Annotated in this window: 3 protein-coding genes and 1 pseudogene; all 4 read left to right on the top strand. The window is 66.1% G+C overall.

The annotated features are described in order from the left end of the window. The first annotated feature begins 384 nt into the window (after window positions 1–384). Window positions 385–2,037: a CTP synthase gene (locus AD428_RS16725; protein WP_053245928.1), complete on the top strand. Its 1,653-nt coding sequence runs from the start codon at window positions 385–387 to the stop codon at window positions 2,035–2,037. A 173-nt stretch (window positions 2,038–2,210) separates the two neighbouring features. Then, window positions 2,211–2,494: pseudogene (locus AD428_RS16720) on the top strand (DUF1330 domain-containing protein). A 4-nt stretch (window positions 2,495–2,498) separates the two neighbouring features. Beyond that, entirely contained in the window at window positions 2,499–3,785 is a 1,287-nt protein-coding gene (gene eno / locus AD428_RS16715) for a phosphopyruvate hydratase (RefSeq protein ID WP_053245927.1), read from the top strand. 69 nt (window positions 3,786–3,854) lie between these two features. After that, window positions 3,855–4,215: cell division protein FtsB (ftsB, locus tag AD428_RS16710; protein WP_082308461.1), on the top strand; the 361-nt coding region annotated here is incomplete at its 3' end.

The following is a 4,215-nucleotide window of genomic DNA, read 5'->3' as shown; positions in this document are numbered from 1 at the left end:
CCATGGGGCGAGCGCGGCCGGCTGCACAGTACAACGCGCGCAGCTGGTGCGCCTGCGGCGAGACAAAAAGAATCAGCCCGTAGCCGGCGAGGCCGAAAACCAGGCGCGCGAGCGCGCTGGCGATGGCGAAACGGCGGGGAAGGTCGGGAGCGTCGGGCACGGCCATGCCTTGAAAAGAGGGACGGGAACAGGCGCGACCATAGCATGCCGCCGGGCCGCCTCGCCGCTCCGCTTTCGGGAGGCGGCGAGGCGGGCGGCTTCGCTTCGCGTTCTGCTTCGCGTTCTGTTACGTGGTGGAATTAAGGGAAAACCCATACGGGCGCGATCACTTGGCTATAATCCAAATTTCCCGCACGCGCCCGTTCGTCCCGGGTGCTCATTACGATGACCAAATACGTCTTTGTCACCGGCGGTGTGGTGTCTTCCCTGGGCAAGGGCATCGCCGCCGCGTCGCTTGCCGCCATCCTCGAATCCCGCGGTCTGCAGGTCACCCTGCTGAAACTCGATCCCTACATCAACGTCGATCCGGGCACCATGAGCCCGTTCCAGCATGGCGAGGTGTTCGTCACCGAAGACGGCGCCGAAACCGACCTGGACCTGGGCCATTACGAGCGATTCATCTCCGCCCGCATGCACAAGGTGAACAATTTCACCACGGGCCAGATCTACGAATCCGTGCTGCGCAAGGAGCGCCGCGGCGATTACCTGGGCAAGACCGTCCAGGTCATTCCGCACATTACCAACGAGATCCAGGACTTCATCGCCCGCGGGGCCGACGCCGCCTGGAACGGCAACACCGACGTGGCCATCGTCGAAATCGGCGGCACGGTGGGCGACATCGAATCGCTGCCGTTCCTGGAAGCCGCGCGCCAGATGAGCCTGCGCCTGGGCCGCAACAACGCCGCCTTCGTGCATCTCACCCTGGTGCCGTTCATCGCCTCGGCCGGCGAGCTCAAGACCAAGCCCACGCAGCACTCGGTGCAGAAGCTGCGCGAAATCGGCATTTATCCCAACGCGCTGCTGTGCCGCGCCGACCGTCCCATTCCCGACGACGAGCGCGCCAAGATCTCGATGTTCTCCAACGTGCCGCTGGACGCCGTGATCTCCGTCTGGGACGCCGACTCCATCTACAAGATCCCCGCCATGCTGCACAAGCAGGGCGTGGACAACATCGTGTGCGAGGCGCTGGGCCTGAATCCTCCGCCCGCCGACCTGTCCATGTGGGACAACCTGGTCGATGCCCTGGAGCATCCCCAGCACGAGATCACCATCGGCATGGTGGGCAAGTACGTCGACCTCACCGAGTCGTACAAGTCGCTCACCGAGGCGCTGGTGCACGCGGGCATCCACACCCGCTGCAAGGTGAACATCGAATACATCGATTCCGAAGACCTCGAAACCCGGGGCACCGACCAGCTCAAGCACCTGGACGCCATCCTCGTGCCGGGCGGCTTCGGCAAGCGCGGCACCGAGGGCAAGATCGCCGCCATCCGCTACGCCCGCGAGAACGGCGTGCCCTACCTGGGCATCTGCCTGGGCATGCAGCTGGCGGTCATCGAGTTCGCGCGCCACGTGGCCGGCCTGGGCGGCGCCAACAGCACCGAATTCGATCCCTCCGCGCCGCATCCCGTGGTGGCCCTCATCACCGAGTGGATGGACCGCGAGGGCAAGGTCGAGAAGCGCGACGCCTCGTCCGACCTCGGCGGCACCATGCGCAAGGGCGCGCAGCGCTGCCCCATCAAGCCGGGCACCCGCGCCCAGGCCATCTACGGCAACGAGGTGAACGAGCGCCATCGCCACCGCTACGAGGTCAACAACGTCTACGTGCCGCGCCTGGAAGAGGCCGGCATGGTCATCAGCGCGCGCACGCCCACCGAGAACCTGCCCGAGATGATGGAACTCCCCGGTCATCCGTGGTTCATCGGCGTGCAGTTCCACCCGGAATTCACGTCCACCCCGCGCGACGGCCATCCGCTCTTTTCGAGTTACATCCGCGCCGCCATCGAACAGAAAGGCCGGCGCGGCCAGGAGGCGTGATGACGGCTCGTGGTTTCGAATCGCAACCGGAAGTTGCCGAGCCACGAGCCTGTTTCCCAGCGGCGCCCGCCTGCACGGGGGCGCCGCGGCGTCGTCCGCCCGGGGCAGGGCGTATCCAATGCGCCGCCTCAACTGTTACCCTCACCGCTACGCAACTGCTCTGAAGGAACCCCATGAGTGCCTACCTGATCGCCGACGTCACCGTGACCAAGCCCGCGCAGTACGAAGACTACAAGCGCCTGTCCACGCTGGCCATGCGCGCGTACGATGCCAGGATCCTGGTGCGCGGCGGCGATTCCAAGCGCCTCGAGGGACGCGAGCCGGGCCGCACCGTCGTCATGGAATTTCCCTCCATGGCGGCGCGCAGGCCTTCTACGACTCCTGGCAGTATCGCCGCGCCCGCAACGCCCGCGAAGGCGCGGCCGTCATGAATATGTTTATCGTTCAGGGAATCTAAAGTCATGAGTGCAATTGTCGATATCATCGGCCGCGAGATCCTCGATTCGCGCGGCAACCCCACCGTCGAATGCGACGTGCTGCTGGAATCCGGCGCCATGGGCCGCGCGGCCGTGCCCTCGGGCGCGTCCACCGGCGCCCGCGAAGCCATCGAACTGCGCGACGGCGACAAGGGCCGCTATCTGGGCAAGGGCGTGCTGCGCGCCGTCGAGAACCTCAACACCGAGATCTCCGAGGCCCTGATGGGCCTGGACGCCCAGGAACAGACTTTCGTCGACCGCACGCTCATCGAGCTGGACGGCACCGAGTCCAAGGAACGCCTGGGCGCCAACGCCATCCTGGCCGCCAGCATGGCCGTGGCCCGTGCCGCCGCCGACGAGTCCGGCCTGTCGCTGTACCGCTATTTCGGCGGCAGCGGCCCCATGAGCATGCCCGTGCCCATGATGAACGTCATCAACGGCGGCGCGCACGCCAACAACACCCTGGACCTGCAGGAATTCATGATCCTGCCGGTGGGCGCGGCCAGCTTCCGCGAAGCCCTGCGCTGGGGCGCCGAAGTGTTCCACATGCTCAAGAAGCTGATCCACAGCCAGGGCATGTCCACCGCCGTGGGCGACGAGGGCGGCTTCGCCCCCAACGTGGCCAACCACGAAGCGGCCATCCAGCTCATCCTCAAGGCCATCACCGAGGCCGGCTACGAGCCGGGCACGCAGATCGCGCTGGGCCTGGACTGCGCCAGCTCCGAATTCTTCCGCGACGGCAAGTACACGCTGGCCGGCGAAGGCGGCATCTCGCTCTCGTCGCAGGAGTTCGCCAACCTGCTGGCCACGTGGTGCGACAAGTACCCCATCATCTCCATCGAAGACGGCATGGCCGAAAACGACTGGGATGGCTGGAAGCTGCTGACCGAACAGCTCGGCCGCAAGGTGCAGCTCGTGGGCGACGACCTGTTCGTCACCAACACCAAGATTCTGCGCGAAGGCATCCAGAAGGGCATCGCCAACTCCATCCTCATCAAGATCAACCAGATCGGCACCCTCACCGAAACCTTCGCGGCCATCGAAATGGCCAAGCGCGCCGGCTACACCGCCGTGGTTTCGCACCGCTCGGGCGAAACCGAAGATTCCACCATCGCCGACATCGCGGTGGCCACCAACGCCATGCAGATCAAGACCGGCTCCCTGTCGCGTTCCGACCGCATGGCCAAGTACAACCAGCTCCTGCGCATCGAAGAGGAACTGGCCGAAGTGGCGTCCTACCCTGGTCTGGAAGCCTTCTACAACCTGCGCTAATGCAAGCACGGCCGTGGCGCGAAGGCGCTGTGGCCGTATCCGCGTCACGACTGCTGAGGGTTCCCGCGTATGCGCCTGCTGTTCCTGGTGCTGTTCGTGCTGCTAGGCCTGATCCAATATCCGCTCTGGCTGGGCAAGGGCGGCTGGTTCAAGGTCTGGGACCTGCAGCGGCAGGTCGCCGAGCAGCGCGAAACCAACGAAGGCCTGCGCGCGCGCAACGCGGCGCTGGAGGCCGAGGTGCGCGACCTCCAGACGGGCACCGGCGCCATCGAGGAACGGGCGCGGGGCGAACTGGGCATGATGCGCGAAGGCGAGGTTTTCGTGCATATCCTGCCCAAGGACACGCCTGCGCCGGCCGGCGGAGCGGTGCTCAACGCCAGCGCTTCCAAGCCGGCCGCAAAGCCCGCCGCGCCGGCCCGCGCGCAGCCGC

The sequence above is a fragment of the Achromobacter sp. DMS1 genome, from assembly GCF_001270295.1.
The sequence above is the reverse complement of the archived record's forward strand: the minus strand, read 5'-3'. Positions and strand labels throughout refer to the sequence as shown.

What these genes read in the sequence shown, in the direction of transcription:
- AD428_RS16725 (WP_053245928.1), top strand. Translation starts at nt 385, where the DNA reads ATGACCAAATACGTCTTTGTCACCGGCGGTGTGGTGTCTTCCCTGGGC.
- eno (WP_053245927.1), top strand. Translation starts at nt 2,499, where the DNA reads ATGAGTGCAATTGTCGATATCATCGGCCGCGAGATCCTCGATTCGCGC.